The organism is Mycobacterium sp. SM3041 (genome assembly GCF_039668335.1).
In the GTDB taxonomy this organism is placed as follows: domain Bacteria; phylum Actinomycetota; class Actinomycetes; order Mycobacteriales; family Mycobacteriaceae; genus Mycobacterium.
In genome coordinates this window covers 293,861-311,662 of sequence record NZ_JAYXBQ010000001.1, presented here as the reverse complement: position 1 = coordinate 311,662, position 17,802 = coordinate 293,861, and the positions used below count along the sequence as shown (strand labels likewise).

Annotated in this window: 16 protein-coding genes and 1 pseudogene; 7 read left to right on the top strand and 10 right to left on the bottom strand. The window is 67.7% G+C overall.

The window, feature by feature from the left end; genetic code table 11:
* The first annotated feature begins 10 nt into the window (after window positions 1–10).
* The 3 genes from VXD91_RS01385 to VXD91_RS01375 are packed head-to-tail and all read left to right on the top strand — an operon-like array spanning window position 11 to window position 3,840.
* The gene (locus tag VXD91_RS01385) at window positions 11–442 is read left to right on the top strand and encodes an MmpS family transport accessory protein (protein ID WP_133425868.1); all 432 of its coding nucleotides are present in this window, start codon (window positions 11–13) and stop codon (window positions 440–442) included.
* Complete coding sequence (locus tag VXD91_RS01380; protein ID WP_346414430.1) at window positions 439–3,351, top strand: MMPL family transporter; 2,913 nt, start codon at window positions 439–441, stop codon at window positions 3,349–3,351. Before VXD91_RS01385 ends, VXD91_RS01380 begins: the two co-directional genes overlap by 4 nt.
* Window positions 3,352–3,369: 18 nt before the next feature.
* Entirely contained in the window at window positions 3,370–3,840 is a 471-nt protein-coding gene (locus VXD91_RS01375; RefSeq protein WP_020104387.1) for a DUF5078 domain-containing protein, read from the top strand.
* Window positions 3,841–3,896: 56 nt separating this feature from the next.
* Here VXD91_RS01375 and VXD91_RS01370 read toward each other — a convergent pair whose 3' ends face one another.
* The 7 genes from VXD91_RS01370 to VXD91_RS01340 form a co-directional block, all read right to left on the bottom strand.
* The gene (locus VXD91_RS01370) at window positions 3,897–4,907 is read right to left on the bottom strand and encodes a TIGR03617 family F420-dependent LLM class oxidoreductase (protein WP_346414429.1); all 1,011 of its coding nucleotides are present in this window, start codon (window positions 4,905–4,907) and stop codon (window positions 3,897–3,899) included.
* Window positions 4,908–4,909: 2 nt separating this feature from the next.
* Window positions 4,910–5,506 carry a TetR/AcrR family transcriptional regulator gene (locus tag VXD91_RS01365; protein ID WP_346414428.1) on the bottom strand — a complete coding sequence of 199 codons (597 nt, stop codon included), beginning with the start codon at window positions 5,504–5,506 and terminating at the stop codon, window positions 4,910–4,912.
* A 7-nt stretch (window positions 5,507–5,513) separates the two neighbouring features.
* The gene (locus VXD91_RS01360) at window positions 5,514–6,203 is read right to left on the bottom strand and encodes a transporter (RefSeq protein ID WP_346414427.1); all 690 of its coding nucleotides are present in this window, start codon (window positions 6,201–6,203) and stop codon (window positions 5,514–5,516) included.
* Window positions 6,204–6,205: 2 nt separating this feature from the next.
* The gene (locus VXD91_RS01355; RefSeq protein WP_346414426.1) at window positions 6,206–7,492 is read right to left on the bottom strand and encodes an FAD-binding oxidoreductase; all 1,287 of its coding nucleotides are present in this window, start codon (window positions 7,490–7,492) and stop codon (window positions 6,206–6,208) included.
* Window positions 7,489–8,793, bottom strand: coding sequence for a saccharopine dehydrogenase NADP-binding domain-containing protein (locus VXD91_RS01350; RefSeq protein ID WP_346414425.1), 1,305 nt, complete (start codon window positions 8,791–8,793; stop codon window positions 7,489–7,491). Before VXD91_RS01350 ends, VXD91_RS01355 begins: the two co-directional genes overlap by 4 nt.
* 156 nt (window positions 8,794–8,949) lie before the next feature.
* Entirely contained in the window at window positions 8,950–9,849 is a 900-nt protein-coding gene (locus VXD91_RS01345) for an alpha/beta fold hydrolase (RefSeq protein WP_346414424.1), read from the bottom strand.
* Between the two features lie 5 nt (window positions 9,850–9,854).
* Entirely contained in the window at window positions 9,855–10,880 is a 1,026-nt protein-coding gene (locus VXD91_RS01340) for an alcohol dehydrogenase catalytic domain-containing protein (protein WP_346414423.1), read from the bottom strand.
* Window positions 10,881–10,997: 117 nt separating this feature from the next.
* Here VXD91_RS01340 and VXD91_RS01335 point away from each other — a divergent pair, with 117 nt between their 5' ends.
* Genes VXD91_RS01335 through VXD91_RS01325 form a run of 3 tightly spaced genes read left to right on the top strand, consistent with a single transcriptional unit; the run spans window position 10,998 to window position 13,147 of the window.
* Entirely contained in the window at window positions 10,998–11,807 is an 810-nt protein-coding gene (locus VXD91_RS01335) for a helix-turn-helix domain-containing protein (protein WP_318985270.1), read from the top strand.
* 54 nt (window positions 11,808–11,861) lie between these two features.
* Window positions 11,862–12,779, top strand: coding sequence for an alpha/beta hydrolase (locus VXD91_RS01330; protein ID WP_346414422.1), 918 nt, complete (start codon window positions 11,862–11,864; stop codon window positions 12,777–12,779).
* Complete coding sequence (locus VXD91_RS01325; protein WP_318985272.1) at window positions 12,776–13,147, top strand: cupin domain-containing protein; 372 nt, start codon at window positions 12,776–12,778, stop codon at window positions 13,145–13,147. The genes VXD91_RS01330 and VXD91_RS01325 overlap by 4 nt, the downstream gene beginning before the upstream one ends.
* Before the next feature lie 14 nt (window positions 13,148–13,161).
* Here the strand turns inward: VXD91_RS01325 and VXD91_RS01320 are convergent, their stop codons facing one another.
* The 3 genes from VXD91_RS01320 to VXD91_RS01310 all read right to left on the bottom strand — a co-directional run bounded on the left by VXD91_RS01320 (window position 13,162) and on the right by VXD91_RS01310 (window position 16,905).
* Entirely contained in the window at window positions 13,162–14,958 is a 1,797-nt protein-coding gene (locus VXD91_RS01320; RefSeq protein ID WP_346414421.1) for a hypothetical protein, read from the bottom strand.
* A 144-nt stretch (window positions 14,959–15,102) separates the two neighbouring features.
* Window positions 15,103–16,605 carry an alpha/beta hydrolase-fold protein gene (locus VXD91_RS01315; RefSeq protein ID WP_318985274.1) on the bottom strand — a complete coding sequence of 501 codons (1,503 nt, stop codon included), beginning with the start codon at window positions 16,603–16,605 and terminating at the stop codon, window positions 15,103–15,105.
* 69 nt (window positions 16,606–16,674) lie between these two features.
* Window positions 16,675–16,905, bottom strand: a complete 231-nt coding sequence (locus VXD91_RS01310) for a hypothetical protein (protein ID WP_318985275.1) — start codon at window positions 16,903–16,905, stop codon at window positions 16,675–16,677.
* A 613-nt stretch (window positions 16,906–17,518) separates the two neighbouring features.
* On the opposite strand from VXD91_RS01310, the pseudogene VXD91_RS01305 reads away from it, so the two are divergent.
* Window positions 17,519–17,728: pseudogene (locus VXD91_RS01305) on the top strand (transglycosylase family protein); the annotation flags it as partial.
* Window positions 17,729–17,802: the final 74 nt, after the last annotated feature.

Genomic DNA, 17,802 nt, shown 5'->3' with positions numbered 1-17,802 from the left:
TGTCCGCAGCGTGATCGGCAATGCGCTCAAGAAGGCGTGGATCCCGTTGCTCATCCTCGCCGTGGCCCTCGTCGCCGGCTTCACCGTGCAGCGCGTGCGCACCTACTTCGGCCAGAACCCCGTCATCGTCACCCCGCGCAACTTCGCCGACGATGCCAAACCGTTCAAACCCAAGGTCGTCACCTACGAGATCACCGGCACCGGCAGCTACGCCGACATCAACTACCTCGACCTGGACGCCAAGCCCCAGCGCATCGACCACGCGCCCCTGCCCTGGAAGCTCACCCTGTCCACCACCGCACCGGCAGCGTCGCCGAACATCGTCGCCCAGGGCGACGGTGACTCCATCACCTGCACCGTCCACGTCGACGACGAACTCAAAGACACCCGCACCTCCACGGGCGTCCACGCCCAGACCTTCTGCCTGGTGAAATCCGCATGACACAGCCAACAGACGAAGACACCGTCATCTTCCCGAAGGCCGAGCAGCCGCCGCACCGGCCGCTGATCGCCCGCCTGATCCGCACCTTCGCGATCCCGGTCATCCTCTTCTGGATCGGCGTCATCGTCTTCCTCGGCAGCGCCGTTCCGTCGCTCGACGAGGTCGGCAAGATGCGCTCGGTCTCGATGTCGCCGGACCAGGCCGCGTCGGTCATCGCGACGAAGCGCGTCGGCGAGGTGTTCCAGGAGTTCAAGTCGAACAGCTCGGTCATGGTCGTGCTGGAAGGCGATCAGCCGCTCGGCGCAGAGGCACATGCCTACTACGACGAGATGATCAAGAAGCTCCAGGCCGACACCACGCATGTCGAGCACATCCAGGACTTCTGGAGCGACCCGCTCACCGCCGCCGGCTCCCAGAGCAATGACGGCAAGGCCTCATACGTCCAAGTCTACCTGCGCGGTAACCAGGGCGAGGCGCTGGCCAACGAGTCCGTTCAGGCCGCGCAGGACATCATCAAGAGCATCAAGACGCCGCCCGGCCTGAAGGTCTACGTGACCGGCCCCGCGGCACTGGCGGCGGACCAGCACATCGCCGGTGACCGCAGCGTCAAGATGATCGAGGGCGTCACGTTCCTCGTCATCATCGTCACCCTGCTGCTGGTGTACCGGTCGTTCATCACCGTGCTGCTGACGTTGCTGATGGTGGTCCTCGAGCTTTCCGCGGCGCAGGGCGTCGTCGCGGCGCTGGGCTTCTACGACATCATCGGTCTGTCGACCTTCGCCACCAACCTGCTGGTCACGTTGGCCATCGCGGCGGCCACCGACTACGCCATCTTCCTGATCGGCCGGTATCAGGAGGCCCGCGGCGCGGGCGAATCCCGCGAAGACGCCTACTACACGATGTTCGAGGGCACCGCCCACGTCGTGCTCGGCTCCGGCCTGACCGTTGCCGGCGCCACGTTCTGCCTGCACTTCACCCGCATGCCGTACTTCGTGTCGCTCGGCGTCCCGCTGGCCATCGGCATGGTCACCGTGGTGTTCGCCGCCCTGACCCTCGGCCCGGCCGTGATCTCGCTCGCCAGCCGGTTCCGCAAGACTCTCGAGCCCAAGCGCGCCATGCGCGTGCGCGGCTGGCGCAAGATCGGCGCCGTCGTGGTCCGGTGGCCGGCTCCCATCCTGGTCGGCACCATCGCGCTGTCCCTGGTCGGCCTTCTGACGCTGCCGGGTTACGAGCCCGCCTACAACGACCGCCTGTACCTGCCCGCCGACATCCCCGCCAACGAGGGCTATGCGGCAGCGGACCGGCACTTCTCGCCGGCCCGGATGAACCCCGAGTTGATGCTCATCGAGAGCGACCACGATCTGCGCAACTCCGCCGACTTCCTGGTGATCGACAAGATCGCCAAGGCCATCTTCAAGGTCCCCGGCGTCTCGCGGTCGCAGACGATCACGCGCCCCGAGGGCAAGCCGATCGAGCACACCTCGATCCCGTTCCTGATGAGCATGAGCGGCACCTCTCAGAAGATGAACGAGAAGTACGCGCAGGACTCGATGGCCAACATGCTCAAGCAGGCCAACGACATGCAGATCAACATCGACACGATGAAGAAGATGCAGGGCATCACCACCCAGATGGCGGCCACCACGCACAGCATGGTCGCCAAGATGGTGAACATGACCCTGGACGTGGCCGACCTGCGCGACCACATCTCGGACTTCGACGACTTCTTCCGGCCGATCCGCAACTACCTGTACTGGGAACCGCACTGCTACGACATCCCGGTCTGCTGGACCATGCGCTCGGTCTTCGACACCCTCGACGGCATCGACACCATGACCGACGACATCCAGAACCTGATGCCGGACATGCTGAAGCTCGACAAGCTGATGCCTCAGATGGTCGCGTTGATGCCCGAGATGATCTCGACGATGACCAACATGAAGCAGTACATGCTGACCATGTACCAGACCCAGAAGGGTCTGCAGGATCAGATGCAGGCGCAGCAGGACAACGCGAGCGCCATGGGCGAGGCGTTCGACAACTCCCGCAACGACGACTCGTTCTACCTGCCGCCCGAGGTCTTCGACAACGCCGAATTCAAGCGCGGCATGAAGAACTTCATCTCGCCCGACGGCAAAGCCGTGCGGCTGATCATCTCGCATGAGGGCGAACCGATGAGTGCCGAAGGCATCTCGCACATCGACGCGATCAAGAACGCCGCCAAGGAGGCCATCAAGGGCACTCCCCTGGAGGGCTCCAGGATCTATCTCGGCGGCACCGCGGCGACCTTCAAGGATCTACAGGAGGGCGCCGACTACGACCTGCTGATCGCCGGAATCTCCGCGCTCGCACTGATTTTCGTCATCATGCTGATCATCACGCGATCCGTGGTGGCCGCGGCGGTCATCGTGGGCACCGTGGTGCTCTCACTCGGCGCATCATTCGGTCTGTCGGTTCTGCTGTGGCAGCACCTGATCGGGCTCAACCTGCACTGGATGGTCATCGCGATGGCGGTCATCATCCTGCTGGCCGTCGGCGCGGACTACAACCTGCTGCTCGTCGCCCGGTTCAAGGAAGAGATCCACGCCGGCCTCAACACCGGCATCATCCGGTCGATGGGCGGCACCGGTTCCGTGGTCACCTCGGCCGGCCTGGTCTTCGCCTTCACCATGATGTCCATGGCGGTCAGTGAGCTGCACGTGGTCGGTCAGGTGGGAACAACCATCGGTCTGGGTCTGTTGTTCGACACGTTGATCATCCGATCTCTGATGACACCGGCCATCGCCGCCCTGATGGGCAAGTGGTTCTGGTGGCCGCAGCGGGTGCGTCAGCGTCCGGTGCCCGAGCCGTGGCCCCAGCCCAAGCCGACCGGCGAACTGCAATCAGCCTCCAGCAGCACAGGTATCTAGGAAACAGGAGTAATGACTATGGTCCAGATCAAGCGTGGCCTGAAGCGCGCCGGTACCGCGGTCGCAGCCCTGGGCGCGGTCGCGACGACGCTCGCCGGACCGGCAGCCGCCGATGCCACCGACGACTACCCGATCCCCCACCGCATCATCATCACCACCTGTGATGCCGAGCAGTACCTGGCCGCCGCCCGCGACACCAGCCCGGTCTACTACTCGCGGTACATGATCGACATGCACAACCGCCCGGCCGACATCCAGCAGATGGCCCAGGACCGCATCCACTGGTTCTTCTCGCTCGACCCGGTCGGCCGCCGCCAGTACTCCGAGGACACCGCCACCAACGTCTACTACGAGCAGGTGGCCACCCACTGGGGCAACTGGGCCAAGATCTTCTTCAACAACAAGGGCGTCGTCGCCAAGGCCACCGATGTCTGCCAGAACTACCCCAAGGGCGACCTGAGCGTCTGGAACTGGGTCCAGGCACCGTAGTCTCCTAGCGATTTGTGCACGATTTTCCGCGCGGACCGCGGATTTTCGTGCACAAATCACTGGGTGTGCAGGGCCGTGACCAGGTCCCGTACGTCCTCGGGCCGCTGTTCGTAACCCGGGAAATAGCAACAGATTTCGTCGACGTGCCCGCCGAAGCGGCGGCCGATCTCGGCAGCGCATTCTTCCGGGGTGCCGACGATGCCGATGGTGCGCACCATGTCGTCGCTGATCAAGGCGCGCATACCCGCGAAGTCACCGACCTTGGACATCGCGTTGAGTTCGGGCTGCAGGTACGCCCAACCCTCGGTCTCGAGCACCGGCAGGTACGCGGGCGTGGAACCGTAGAACGCGATCAGCATGGCGACGCCGTTGATCGCCGCGGTCAGATCTGCCTCGGTCCGTGCCACCGCCACCATGGCCTGCGCGATGATCTGCAGATCGCCGGGCGCCCGCCCGGCCCGCTGCAATCCCTCCCCCACTGCCGGCAGGGTCCGGTCGGCGAAATGCCGCGCGCTGTGGAACGGCATCACCAGCAGCCCGTCGGCGACCTGCGCGGCGGTGCGGGTCATGATCGGCCCCAGCGCCCCCATGAGCACCGCCGGCGGTCCGAAGGGGTTGGGGCCGGGGTTGAAGTTCGGCGGCATCAAGGTGTGGGTGAAGTGCTTGCCGCGAAAATTCAACGGCGCCTTGCCTTCCCAGCAGTCGAAGATCGCCTTGATCGCGGTCACGGTCTCGGCCATCTTCTCGGCGGGTTTGGCCCACTGTGCGCCGTAACGCTTTTCGATGTGCACCTTGATCTGTGAGCCCAGGCCCAGCCGGAACCTGCCACCGCTGTACACCTGCAGGTCGTAGGCGGCGTGCGCGAGATGCAGCGGGCTGCGCGGGCCGGCGATCGCGACGTTGGTCATCAGGTCCACGTTCGCCGCGCCGGCCGCCGCGACGAGCGGCAGGAAGACGTCGTGCGGGCCTTCGAAGGTGAACACGCCGTCGGCACCGAGACCCGCCAGCTCGCGGGCGTGGTCGGCCGCCCGCTGCGGTGCTCCGTCGATCTGCAGTTGTACCCGCATGACTACCGCGGTCCGTATAACGCTGCCATCCAAATGTTGTACAGCACCTCGACGACGACATCGGGATCCGGGTGCGGCTCTACCGAAAACGACTGTGTCAGATAGCGTTCGTCCATCCACACCAAGGCCCGCGCGGTTTCCACCGCATCGAGGCCGGCCTTGATCTTCCCGTCCGCCTGGTCGTCGGCGATGCGCTTGGCGGTGGCGTCGATGAACTGCTGAATCAGTTGTGCGTATGCGGCCTCGACCTTCTCGTCGGAGCCCGCCGCATCCGACAGCGCACGCAAGACGCGCCCGTGCTGCGCGTAGACCTCGGTCAGGCCCCGGAAAGCCGACCGCGCGTCATTGACCAGATCGGTTCCCACGAGCCACCGGTCGACCATCTCTCCGATCTCCATCCCCAGATGCTCGACGACGCGCAGGGCCAGGTCGTGGCGGTCGCGGAAGTGCACGTAGAACGCCGGCCGCTTGAGCCCGGTCCGGCTCATCACGGCGTCGACCGTCATCTCGCGAAAGGGCCGCTCCCGCAAGAACTCCTCCGCGGCGACGAGGATCTCGCGTTCAGACTCTTTGGGGTCGTGCTTCGGACGTCTGCTCATCGTGTCCCTAGTTCATCACAACCGCTCGATTGTGTTTGTCCAGTGCGCGGTAGGCGTAGTAGTAGACGATCAACTGCAGCCCCCACGTCGTCAACGCCGCGGTGTAGAAGATCGTCCGGTTCGGATCATCACCGGGGACGTCATAGAAGTCGTACGTCGCCGCGATGACGGCTCCCATCGCCGTGACGGCGCCGACGAGCAGCGCATGTTTGCGCTCCCCCGCCCGCCACAGCCGGGCCGCGAAATAGACGAGGAAGAGGCTCGTGAGGACGTTGACCGCGACCAGGAACACCGCGCCGGCCAACCCGATGTGGTGAGTGACGGGCGACGCCGTCCGCAGCGCGTAGAACGTCAGGCCGAGACCGACCGCACCGGCGAGCGCGAAGACACCGATGTCGACGGCGCGCGACGGCTGGTACCCGTGGGTCACCGCCATCAACCCCAACACGAGGATCAAGGTGATGCCGACCGACCGGGAGAACGCGTCGAAGAAGATCGCGACGTGGAAACTCGGGCTGTCCTGGCTCAGCCGCAGCACCGCGTAGAGCAGGAAGTTGACCCCGGAGGTCGCGACGATGATCCATTCGAGGCCGAGCAGGTAGTTCCCATGGCCCCGGATGAACTTCCACCCGTACGTGAACCCGGCGAAGATCATGAGCAGGTCCGCGAGGACGAACAGCGCGCCGATGACGTCCATGGCTACACCCGGGCCAGACGGTCGAGAACCCGGTCGCCGAACCAGCCGAGGGTCAGCGCCGGCTGGCTGACGAAGCTGGGCCAGAATCGGCCCTCGTGCCAGATGGTCGCGAGGTCGTCCGGCACGGGTGCGCCGGACAGCCTGTCGGCGAGCATGCTGCCGACATACTGTGCCTGGGCGAAGCCATGTCCGTTGCACGCCAACGCATACAGGACATTGGGCGCCGCTTCTCCGGCGACCGGCAGCCACGTGGAGCTCATGCCGATCCAGCCGCCCCACGCCCGTCGCGGCGCAACATCGCTCAGTCCGGGGAAGCGTTCCCGGAAGCCGCGCACGAGGTCGTCGACGACGGGCGCCGACGGCGTCCGCGCGCGCAGCGGGCCGTTGGTGGTCTCCAGCCGGCGGGTGCCGAAAACGATGGTGTTCCTGGGGGTCACGCGGTAGCTCTCCAGGATCATGTGGGCGGTCACCAGCGGTGCACGACTCGTCCAGCCGATGGCATCGAGCCGTTCCGGTGCGACCGGCTCGGTCTCCACCAGCGAGGTCCACACCGGCGACACCAGCCGCCGCGGCGTGACGGCGAGGTCTTTGCCGTAGGCGTTGGTGGTGAGCAGCGCCTGCTTGGCGCGGACCCGACCGCCTGCGGTCTGGACCGTCACCCCGGCCGGGTTCGCATCGACGTCCTGCACGGCCGTATGCTCGAAAACCCTTGCCCCCGAGCGCAAGACGGCGGCACGGAGACCGAGCACGTACTTGCCCGGGTTCAGGGTGCCGCCGATGCCCTCGCGCATGCCGCCGAGGAACCCGTCCGGCAAGCCCGCCGCGGGCCCTTCGACGAATTCGGCCGACGATCCGGCCTCCGCCATGATCTTCGCGTTGCGGCGAGCCTTGCGCAATTGCCCCTTCGACACGGCGGCCTGCACGATGCCGACCTTCTCGAAGTCGCAGTCGATGCCCCGGCGCGCAATGGCTTCCTCGGTGAATTCGACTGCGGATTCGGCGAATTGGAACAGCGCGCGGACCTTTTCCCGCCGGAACAGCAGTGCCAGGAGCGCCGGGTCGGCGGCGATCGAGTTGGTGACATAGCCGGCGTTGCGCGAACTGGCGCCCCAGCCGCAGGTCTGTGCCTCGAGCAGCACGACGTCGGCACCGGACTCGGCGAGCCGCAGGGCTGCCGTCATCCCGCCGACGCCGCCCCCGACGACCGCGACATCACATGTCACCTCGCCGGCGAGCGCGGGTTCGCCGACCGGTACCTCGGCCCAACCGGTTTCCGTCAACAGGTTCATGCCGAGACCGCCTTGCGGGAGGTCACCGCGGTGCTCGGCGTGACGACTGCCTCGACCACCTGGTGCAGCGGCGCCCGGCCGGTCGCCGCCAGCGCGCGGTAGAACGTCTCCGGGTCCGCCCAGTCCTCTGGTGCCAGGACTCCCGACCGTTCACCCAACTGATCGAGTGCCAACAGCATGAATGCCGCGGTGGCCGATCCGGTGAGCGACGCCATGGTGGTCCACGGGGTGCCCGGCCCACTCACCGGCGCCCGCCGCACGGAAACCACCGGCTGCCCATCGCGGGTGCCGGTCACCCGCACGTAGTTGGTGCCCCGGAACGGCGGGTGCTTCTTGGCCGCCGATGTCGCCATGAACTTCAGCACCTCGACGGCCCCGATCTCGCCGCGACGGATGGTGCCCCAGAGCCCGGACAGCGCGTGCCGCCACACCTTGACCGAGCCGGTCTTGTCGGTCAGCAGGTCGTTGACGAAGTCGATGGCCTCGTCCATGGTGATCTTGTTGTCCTGTACGGCAACTGCGACGCCGCGCATGATGCCGTTCGTGGGTGGCGGGTCGAGCGCGCCCAGCACGCGAACCCGGTCGGCGCCCGGCCAGCGCCGCGGCAACGTCACCGCTTCCGGATGCGCGCACTCGTAGAACCGGTAGGCATCGCCGAGTGAGTTGCCGACGTCGAAGACGTCGTTCTCGATGAACGTCTGATGCTGCACGGCGCGGCCGCCTTCCCAGGTCCAGCACGGCCCGGCGAAGCCCCGGATCGCGTGGTCGAGCACCGCGCGGCCATACGGCACCGGTCCTTCGTCGCCGGTGACCCAGCAGATGTCAATGCGCTCAACAACATCCATGTCGCGAGCGGCGTCCGCCGTCATCACGTTGGTGTATCCGGGTGAGGCCCCGCAACAGATCAGGATCGGCACGCCCGCGGCCTTCGCCTTGGCGTCGAGTGCCAGCGCCGCGCGGGTGCTCGCCTCGTCGTCGTCGAGATCCAGGTAGGGCACCTTCTTCTCGATGCAGGCGGCCATCACCGGCTCGGCGGTGCGGTTGTACGGCCCCGCGCCGAGGACGACGAGGTCGGCACCCTCGATGGCCCGGCGCAACGCGCCGCCGTCGAAGAGGTCGAACGAGCCGACCGTCGCGGTGCCGGGCAGCTTCGCCGCGAAGTCGTGCAGGAGTTCGGGCCGGATGTCGTAGAGCTCGAGCGCCCAGCCGCCGTCGCCGGCCGCCGTGGCGAAACGTTCGATGGCGACGCGGCACATCTCGCCGGCTGCACCGATGAAGACAATTCGCTTTGTCGTGGTCATGGCACCAGCTTGCGCCCATAATTACGCGTTGTCAATGACACGATGTAATTGAAGGGGGCACATGCCGGCCGCCGGTTCCGCGGCCCTGACCAGGTGGCGGAACCGGCGTAGAAAATCACCCTGTTGTCAGGGTCGCGAGCACCGCGACGGCGCCGCCTAGCTGCGCCCGACGTAGCTCAAGATCGCCGCGGCCACGTCGGCCGGACGGTCGACCTGCAGGAAATGCCCTGCCCCGTCGATGGTTCGGACCACCGAACCGGCCGGCAGCGCCGTCAGCAGCTGCTCGGTGTAGCCCACCTGCATGGCGCCGTCGTCCGTACCGTGCAGGTACAGGATCGGCGCGCACGGCAGCTCCCGCAGATAGCGTTCGAACTCGGCGTACGGCCCACCGACACTGCCCGGGCGAACCAGCGCCCGGTAGTAGCCGACGGCGGCCGCACGGTGCTCGGGCGTCGGCAGCGCCGCGAGCGTCGTCGCGACATCCGCGGCGACGTCGGTGCCGGCCGGCGACCAGTCGCGCCAGAGTCGCGGGATGACCCGGTGCAGCGTGCGTTCCGGCAGGCTGGGGAGCTGAAAGTACATGATGTACCAACTCATTCGGAGTTGGATCAGGCCCATCCGGGCGGTGCGGGCCGGGCCGAACTTGGCCTGGCTCATTGCCGCCAGCGGCGGGACGGACATCGACACCACCGCAGCGAACGGCGAATCCTGATACGCGGCAACGGCATTGGCGGCGAAGGCGCCCCAGTCATGCCCCACCAGCACCGCGTCGGGCCCGCCGCCCAACGCGTCGTAGAGGTCGAGCACGTCGGACACCAGCGCGCCGACGTGGTAGTTGCCGTCGGCGGGCACACCGCTCGGCGCGTAGCCGCGCATGAAGGGTGCCACAACCCGGTAGCCCGCATCGGCGAGCAGCGGGGCGACCCGGCGCCAGCCATGTGCGCTGTCCGGAAAACCGTGCAGGCACAACATCAATCGTCCGTCGGCCGGCCCCCACGCCAGCGCCCGCATGCGCAGCCGCGGCAGCGCGAGGTCCAGGGTCTCCTGATTGGCCATCATCACTACGGGGTCAGCGTGACCTTGATGCAGTCCGCGGTCCGTGCCGCGACCGCGGCATAGGCCTTCGGCGCGTCATCGAGCGACATGGCGTGAGTGAAGATGCCGTCGACGTCGAGCCGGCCCGACTGCAGCAGCGGGATCAATGCCGGCCAGGTCTGCTGCACCGGCGCGGTGGTCATGCGCAGCGTGATGCTGCGGATGAGTGACAGGGTCGCGGGGAACGGGAACGGGTTGAGGTCGTGCACGCCGACGACGGACACCGTGCCGCCGGCGCGCACGGTGGCCAGCGCCGCGTTCATGGTGGTGTCGTTGCCGACAGCGTCGATGACGGCGGCCGCTCCCCTGCCGCCCGTCGCTTCGTGGACGGCGCCGATCTGCTCCGGCGTGATCGCGGTGGCGCCACTGCGCGCGGCCGTCTCGCGGCGCCCTTCGACCGGATCGACGGCGAACACCTGACCCGCACCCTGCGCGATGGCGCAGCGCACGGCACACAGGCCGACCGCACCCAAGCCGAAGACGACGACGGTGCCGCCGGGCGGGATGTCGGCGCGCTGCGCAGCCGCCCAGCCGGTGGCCAGGTTGTCGGTCAGCAGCAGCGCGGCCTCGGTGCTGAGATCGCTTGGCAGCCGGTGCAACTGGAAATCGGCGGACGGCACCGCGAGCAGTTCGGCCTGCGCGCCACCGAGCACCCCGGAGCCGAAGATCAGCGGGCCCGATACACAGGTGATCGGGTCTTTGGTGTCGCAGCCCACGCAGTGGCCGCAACCGGCCACCGACGAGATCAGCACCGGGTCACCGACTTTGACGGTGCGCACCTCCGGACCCACCTCGACGACCGTGCCGATGGCCTCGTGACCGAGCGCCAGCGGCGTGGCCAACGGGTAGTCGCCTTCGTAGAAATGCAGGTCCGATCCGCAGATGGCCGCCGTGGTGATCTGGACGACGGCGCCGTCGGGCCCAGGCAGCGCCGGGTCGGGCACGGTGTCGACGTAGACATTCCCGGGGGCGTCGATCAATACGGTTCTCAACTGTCCACCTCTGCTGATCCGGCGTTCCGTAACGCTGTTACAGAGTCACCTTACGGAGTCCGGATTCGGCTGTGTCGAGAACCCTCGGCAAGCCCGCGCCACGCCTACCATCGAGACATGGAAGCGAGCACGCTGCGGCTGAGTGCCGCCGTGTGGGACCTCGCAATTCCGGCGCATCGGCAGCCGGGGCTGGCCATGGCCGGCTTCCGCGGCCGGGCGCCGTCGCAGCTCGCGCTGCAGCTCGTGCCCTACCCCGCGGTGACGGTGTTCATCGAGTTCGGCGACGGTGTACTCGTCGACGCCACAGGCGCACGCCGGACCGGCGGCGGGGTCGTCGGCCTGACGCCCGGCACCGTGGTCGCTGTCGGCCACAACGTCGACTGCCTCCAGATCCGGCTGTCGCCGACACTCGCCCACACGGTGTTCGGTGAGTGCGACCCCACCGGTGTGCTGTCCCTCGACGCGGTCTGGGGCCGCCGCGCCGCCGAGCGGCTGTGCGACCGGCTGCACACGGCAGCGTCGTGGGACGAGCGGTTCGCCATCGCCACAACGGAATTGGCGCGGCGCCGCGAATCCGGGCCCGCCGTGGACCCCGAGGTCGCCGCGGCGTGGCACGCGATGGTGCGCAGCCGTGGACAGGTCCGCATCGAGCACATCGCCGACGAGATCGGGTGGAGCCGCAAGCGACTGTGGCATCGGTTCGGCGCGCAGATCGGCCTGCCACCCAAGCGGGCCGCGCAACTGATCCGGTTCGACGACGCCGCGCACCGCCTTGCGACCGGCGCCGCGCCCGCCGAGGTGGCCGGCGCCTGCGGCTATGCCGACCAGTCCCACCTGCACCGTGACGCCCGGTTGTTCGCGGGGTTGACGCCGGCGGGTGTGGCCGAGGCACCGTGGCTCGACGTCGACCCCGTGGCGTGGCAGTAGTCCGCGGGAACATTCCTCCAAGACACCGCCCCACCGGGCCGCCATCGTGATGGCATGGACCCCGAGCTGCAGCCCTTCCTGTCGCTGTTCCCGAAAGCCGAGTTGGACGACCCGGTGGCCGCCCGCCGGCGGCTCGCCGAACTGTCCGCCGCCGTGCCCGCTCCCGACACCGCCGGCCTGCAGATCAGCGACCGTAGTGTTCCCGGCCGCCCCGACGTTCCGGTACGGCTGTACCAACCCGCGGAACCGGGCGGCGCGATCCTGTGGCTGCGGGGCGGCGGATTCGTCATGGGCGATCTCGACACCGAGCACCCCTGGGCCGCGCGCATCGCCAAGGCCACCAACGCCGTCGTGGTGTCCGTCGGCTACCGCTGCGCACCCGAAAACCCTTATCCCGCAGCGCTGGACGACGTCTACGAGGCACTGACCTGGCTGGCTTCGAATGCGTCACTGCTCGGTGTCGAGCCGGGCCGCATCGCCGTCGGGGGTCATGCGGCGGGCGCCAACCTGGCTGCCGCGGCCGCGCTGCGGGCACGTGACGAGGGTGGTCCCCGGATCGCCTTTCAACTGCTGAACCAGCCACCGCTCGACGACCGTCAGCGCAGCTGGTCGGCCCGCACCTTCACCGACACCGTCTTCATGACACGCGCCAAGGTCGCCGCCAGTTGGCGGCACTATCTCGGCGGCCGACCGGCGACGGCCTACGCGGCACCAGCCAGGGCCGACGAGCTGTCCGGGCTACCGCCCACCTACCTCGCCACCGCGGAGTTCGACCCCAACCGCGACGAAGCGCTCGAATTCGGGATCCGGCTGCTGCAGGCCGGCGTGTCCGTCGAACTGCACCAGTGGCCCGGCACATTCCACGGATCTCAGGTGATCCTCGGTGCCGACGTCTCCGCGCGCCAGCTCGCCGAGATCAGCGGCGCGCTGCGCCGCGGCCTGACCACGGGCCTGCGGCCGGTGTCCGCATGACCACCGCCGTCGACCTGTTCGCCGCGTTCGTCCATCTCTACGACGACGGCCGCATCGAACCGGCCGAGCGCACGTTCGGCTCCGGGGAGCCGGGGTGGCACGTCATGACATTCCACGCGGAGACCGACGCCGAGGTGCATGCGGACTATTGGGAAATCCATACGGATGCAGACGAACTCGTCGTCTGCCTCGCCGGGGAGATTCGGCTGTTCCTACGTGCTGCCGAAGACGGCCCCGGCGTCACGCTGACGACGGGGCACGCCATGGTGGTGCCGAGTGGGACGTGGCACCGCATCGCATTGTCACGTCCCAGCGACATCATGTCGATCACGTTTCCCCGCGGCAGCCGGCTCGAGCAGCGCGACTGACCGCGGGGACAACGTCAGACCACCTCGCGGCGACGGCGCCCGATGTAGACGGCCAGGCCGACCGCACCGAGGCTCAGCACGCCGCAGGTCACCGCGGCGATGGTCAGCGCCTTGTTCGGGTTCTCCAGCCCCTTCTGGTCGTTGACCAGTTGCAGGTTGTAGTCACCGGGCAGGGGTGCCTCACGCGGCTCGTCGAGGCCCGGGAACTGCTGCGTCCGGTGCACCTCGAATTGCCGTTCGCCACTGGGGCTCTGGGTCCACTGACCCCAGGCCGGGGTGACACCGTCGAGCAGCACGCGGCGTTCGCCGTACTGCACGTCGTCACCGGCGTCGACGATGCGCTGCACCCGGAACGGCTGGTAGACCGCATCCGAATAGCGAACCTGCACAGGCACATTCGCGTAGCTCAGCACCGGCGGAGGCGGCGGGGGCAGCGGCACGCCGACACCCGGGTAGTAACCGCCACCGAAGAAGCTGCCGACTGCCACGTTGACGGCGGTGTTGACGGCGTTCACCACGACCGCGGTGAAGCTGTACGCCGCAAGGTCGGCGACCTCCATGACGATGCGCTGCAGCGGCGGGATGTACACGATGCGCGGCGCGTTCCGGTAGACGTACACCACCCGCACGGGGTCGCGGTACGGGTTGAACAGCACCGGACGGTAGTAATCGTCGTACTGCACCCAGTCCGGCCGCCACTGCCGCACGCGGTTGTCCCAGTCCCGGCCCATGGGCCGGTCGTCGCGACGGTCCCAGTCCCGCCGGTTGTCACGAAGGTTCCAGTCGGCGCGGCTGTCGAACTGGAAGTTGGCGACGTTGACGACCTTGGCGAGATCGGCCACGTCGTGCACCGGGGCCGGCGCAGGCAGTTTCACGTCGACCGCTGCGGCGGCCTTTGCGGTGGCGATGTCCTCGACCGGAGCGGTCAGCGTCTCGGGCTTGAGCAGCTCGATCGGCTTCACGTCGCGGACTTCGCGGGCCGCTGCGGTCGACGGCGACGCCGACTTCGACGAACCTGCCGTCACCGTGGCCGACGCGGAGGCCGAGGCTTCGACCCGTCCCGGCCCGGCCTCGACGCGCTCACCGAGCTGGCCCTCGACACCGGCGACCGGCTTGCCTTCTGCCACAGTGCGATCCGTGGGTGCCGTCGACTTATCCGGATCGACAGCACCGGCCGGCGCCGGACGCTCGGCGAGCGCGGTGGTCGGGCCCTGCGTCACCGAGGTGGCGGACGGCGCCGACTTGTCGGGCTCGGCGACGGCGGTCGACGGCCGCGCCGGCGTGGTCGGGTCGACAGGCGCTTCCTGCGCCTTGGTGACCTTGGTGGTCGGCGCGGGAGTTTCGGTGTGCGACGGCGGGGCCGCGACGACAGGCGTCTCGACCGGCGGCGTCGTGGTCGCCGGGGCCTGCGGCGTCTTCTCCGGTGCCTTGTTCTCCGGGGCCTTGTTCTCCGGAGCCTTGTTCTCCGGAGCGGCGATCACCGGCGCCACCGGGGTGACGGGCGCCGCGGGCGGATCGGCCGGCGGCTTGGCCTGAACGGCGGGAACGTCGGCGGGAACAGGCCGGCTCGGTGCCTCTGCCTCTACCGGCTGCTCGCGCTGCTTGCGTCCCCGCTGGCCGCCGTCCTGCCCGTAGCCGCCACCGGAACGGGAGCCGTCCTGCGCAGCGGACGAATCCTGCCGCGGCGGCTTCGGCACCAGCGTGGTGGTGCTCGAGCTGTCTGAATCACTGCTCGGTTTGGCAGACACCGGCGCCGCGCCCACGGTGAGCGCGGTCAACGTCGTCACCACACCAGTGGCGACGACTCCCACGAGCCGGCTCTGCCGGCGTGCCTGGCCAGAATTTTTGTTATCGGTTTTATCGGTTCGAGTACCCATCGCGCATCGACTCCCTGCTGTGTCGCAACGTCTCACCGAGTCCATCTACTTAGACGGGCTCGGCGTTACATTCGACGTCTACTTGCCCGGGTTTGTTCCGGCCGCGATGGTCGCGGCCGGGCCGGCGGGCGGTGCGGGGGTCGTCGATCCCGCCGGGAACCCGGTCACCGGCACACCGGGAGTGCCGACGCGTCCCGCCAGCCACGGCAGGCTGGTCTGGAACGCCGTCACGGCGAACGGCCAGTCGTGCTTGCCCGGCTGCGCCACGACGGCGCAGTCGATGCCCAGCTGACGCCCCTGGGCACACAGCGTCTTCCCGGCCTCGGTCTGGTCGCCCGGGTTGCCGGCGCCGTCGCGGCCGCCGAGGCCGATGGCATCGGGGTGCGCCTTGGCGCCCTTCCACTGCGTCGGGGCATCCGACGAGATGGCGAACCAGCCCGAAACACCTTGATAAGGACCGTGCTTGGCCATCACCGTGCGCGGATCGAACGCCGCCCACTGAGCTTCACTGCCGCCGTAGAGCCGGGCGATGGTCTGCTCCTTGGTACCCGCGTTGGGTCCCATGTCCCCGGCGATGTCCACGAACGTGCCGAACTGCTCGGGGTGCATCACCGAGAGGTCCACCGCGCAGGTGCCGCCCATGGACCAGCCCACGACGCCCCAGTTGGCGGGTTTGGCGCTGACGCCGAACGTGGATTCCAGATAGGGCGGGACGTCCTTGGTGAGGTGGTCGGCGACGTTGCCGCGCGGGCCGTTGACGCACTCGGTGTCGTTGTTGAACGAACCGCCCGCGTCCACGAAGACGAACACCGGCGCGTTGCCGCCGTGGGTCGCGGCGAAGTTGTCGAAGAGGCTGGCGACGTTGCCGATGCGCAGCCAGTCCGCCGGGGTGTTGAACTCGCCGGCGACCATCATCACAGCCGGCAGCGGCGGGGTGTTGCGCGCGAACCATGCCGGCGGCAGGTAGACGATCTCGGTGCGGTGTTTGAAGCCCGATGCGGTGTCCGGGATGTCCACCTCGACCACCGCGCCGTGCGACGGGACGACACCGGCGGCCTTCATCGAGGTGACGCTGGACATCTCGGTCTCGTCGGTCAACGGGCCGGCGGTGAGCTCGCCCCACGCGGTCTGCACCGTCGGGAAGTAGCCGACCCAGTCGTTGAGGGCAACGCCGGTACTGAGCACACACAGCGGCACGGCGAGGACCGCGACGCCGCGGCGCCACCACGGGGTGCCGCGCCAGCCGAGTATCAGCACGCCCAGCGCCAGGCCCGACAGGCCCACCCAGATCCACAGGGCCGGCGGCGCCGGGTTCCCCGCCAGGCCTTGCGATGTGGTGAACCAGTTCGCCCATGCGGCGGCCGCGATGCCGAGAATTGCGCAGACCGGCAGCCACAGGTAGCGCCACCGCCGGCCCCGCCAGCCGATGGCGACGAGCAACACGATCGCGGCGATCACCTGAATGGTGACCGGCAGCCAGCCGTAGAGCAGGGACAGTCCGTGGTGATTGGGGGCGACAACGGGCGGAAGAGTCGGAGCGGCGGGGCCGCCGGAGGCGTCGGCAAGGAGCGTCGTCGTCACAGAATTCGATGATGGTGGCGGTAGCTGTGCGCCGGCTGTGCTGACCGCATGAGGCTCGTGAGCTTCGGGCTAGCCGATCCCCACCCCGAAATACAGTTCCGGCACGACGCCCGGATAGAGGTCGCGCGGGTTGGCGCCGCCGGCCTGTCCCGGAATGCCGACGCAGACGTCCTCCTCGACGCCGTCGACGTGCCGGCTCTGGCAGGTGGCCGGCTGGTCGGCGGTCGCGGCCGGCGCCGTGAGGAATCCGGCGCAGAGAGCCGCCGACAGTCCGGCGGCCAGCCGCGCTGTCTTGTTCATCGCGTTCATTGCACTCGTCATTGCTCGGGCATTCGTTGCCATGCCGGATTCCGGCCTTGTGACCAGTTTGCGCCCGGCCGATTCGGGACGCCAGGACCATGCCGAACGAACGTTGGAGTCCAATTCACTCTAGTAACAGTAGTCACAGCTGTCACATAGGAAACTCTAATGTGGATTGGTAACTCAGATCACTTCAATAACAATTGCATCACTGAGCGCGATTGAATCACTAATAACAAAAGAATCACAGGCCCCAGCAGTGCCTATAACCACACGGTAAACACTACTCACGTAACAACTCACTGACCTGCAGCGACACGCCCAGTAACAACAGTCAGTGCCGTCGCTTCTGCATCAGAAATATGCAGAAACACTAAAATTACTCGAAGAATAACAATTACCCCATTAGCACAGCTGATTATCAGGTTTAACGTCTGTATAGACAGCACCATGCGTCAATTGCGAACCATTTTTGCGAGCGGAATCAGGCCGTTCGCACAACAGGATCGAGGTGGGTATGAGCGGGCACCTATTTGTTCGTGCGGTCGCCATCTCCGGCGTCCTCGCGATCTCCCAACTGTCGTTGGCGATCTCCGAGGCAAACGCCGAACCCAACTGGGACGCCATCGCCCAGTGCGAATCGGGGGGCAACTGGTCGGCCAATACCGGCAACGGCTACTACGGCGGGCTCCAATTCAGCCCCGGCACCTGGACCGCCAACGGCGGCACCGGCTCACCGGCGGCGGCCAGCCGCGGAGAACAGATCCGCGTGGCCCGAAATGTCATGAAGACACAGGGAATCGGCGCATGGCCGGTATGCGGTAGCGCGGCTGGACAGGCTCAAGCGCCCAACGTGTGCCGCACTCTCGTGCAGTTCATCCCGCTGTCGAACCTGCC

Excerpts from the sequence above, each read along its gene's own strand:
- VXD91_RS01335 (WP_318985270.1), top strand. The coding sequence starts at position 10,998 with ATGGAAGCGAGCACGCTGCGGCTGAGTGCCGCCGTGTGGGACCTCGCA.
- VXD91_RS01325 (WP_318985272.1), top strand. The coding sequence starts at position 12,776 with ATGACCACCGCCGTCGACCTGTTCGCCGCGTTCGTCCATCTCTACGAC.
- VXD91_RS01365 (WP_346414428.1), bottom strand. The coding sequence starts at position 5,506 with ATGAGCAGACGTCCGAAGCACGACCCCAAAGAGTCTGAACGCGAGATC.
- VXD91_RS01350 (WP_346414425.1), bottom strand. The coding sequence starts at position 8,793 with ATGACCACGACAAAGCGAATTGTCTTCATCGGTGCAGCCGGCGAGATG.
- VXD91_RS01345 (WP_346414424.1), bottom strand. The coding sequence starts at position 9,849 with ATGGCCAATCAGGAGACCCTGGACCTCGCGCTGCCGCGGCTGCGCATG.
- VXD91_RS01330 (WP_346414422.1), top strand. The coding sequence starts at position 11,862 with ATGGACCCCGAGCTGCAGCCCTTCCTGTCGCTGTTCCCGAAAGCCGAG.
- VXD91_RS01370 (WP_346414429.1), bottom strand. The coding sequence starts at position 4,907 with ATGCGGGTACAACTGCAGATCGACGGAGCACCGCAGCGGGCGGCCGAC.
- VXD91_RS01360 (WP_346414427.1), bottom strand. The coding sequence starts at position 6,203 with ATGGACGTCATCGGCGCGCTGTTCGTCCTCGCGGACCTGCTCATGATC.
- VXD91_RS01380 (WP_346414430.1), top strand. The coding sequence starts at position 439 with ATGACACAGCCAACAGACGAAGACACCGTCATCTTCCCGAAGGCCGAG.
- VXD91_RS01310 (WP_318985275.1), bottom strand. The coding sequence starts at position 16,905 with ATGAACAAGACAGCGCGGCTGGCCGCCGGACTGTCGGCGGCTCTCTGC.
- VXD91_RS01355 (WP_346414426.1), bottom strand. The coding sequence starts at position 7,492 with ATGAACCTGTTGACGGAAACCGGTTGGGCCGAGGTACCGGTCGGCGAA.
- VXD91_RS01375 (WP_020104387.1), top strand. The coding sequence starts at position 3,370 with ATGGTCCAGATCAAGCGTGGCCTGAAGCGCGCCGGTACCGCGGTCGCA.